This window comes from Bacillus sp. SIMBA_074 (genome assembly GCF_046534555.1).
Taxonomy (GTDB): Bacteria; Bacillota; Bacilli; order Bacillales; family Bacillaceae_G; genus Bacillus_A; species Bacillus_A mycoides.
The window spans coordinates 1-265 of the sequence record NZ_JAWRYM010000666.1 but is presented as its reverse complement, the minus strand read 5'-3'; the positions used below and the strand labels follow the sequence as shown (position 1 = coordinate 265).

1 protein-coding gene is annotated in these 265 nt (G+C 67.5%); it reads right to left on the bottom strand.

The window, feature by feature from the left end; all coding sequences use genetic code 11:
* On the bottom strand, positions 1–250 hold a 250-nt coding region (locus SB773_RS32430), incomplete at its 3' end, for an ADP-dependent glucokinase/phosphofructokinase (RefSeq protein WP_410594488.1).
* Positions 251–265: the final 15 nt, after the last annotated feature.

Below are 265 nucleotides of genomic sequence, written 5' to 3'. Positions count from 1 at the left end.
CCAGGCGCTGCTCGAGCAGGGCATGGTCCTGCATGGTGTTGAAGCCGGAGACGAGGAGCACGGACGCGGTGGCCAGCGTCTCCCCCAGCTCGGCAGCGAGACGCATCTCACGGTTCGGCGGAACGTTGGCGAAGATCAGCCGATTGGGTCCCGGCGAGAAGACATCCCCGTCGTGCAGCCGTATGCGTGCGCCGGCCGGATACTGCACGATCAGGTGCGGATCCAGGGTGTCCTGCGTCGCCGAGCACACGAAGGACACCCCGGG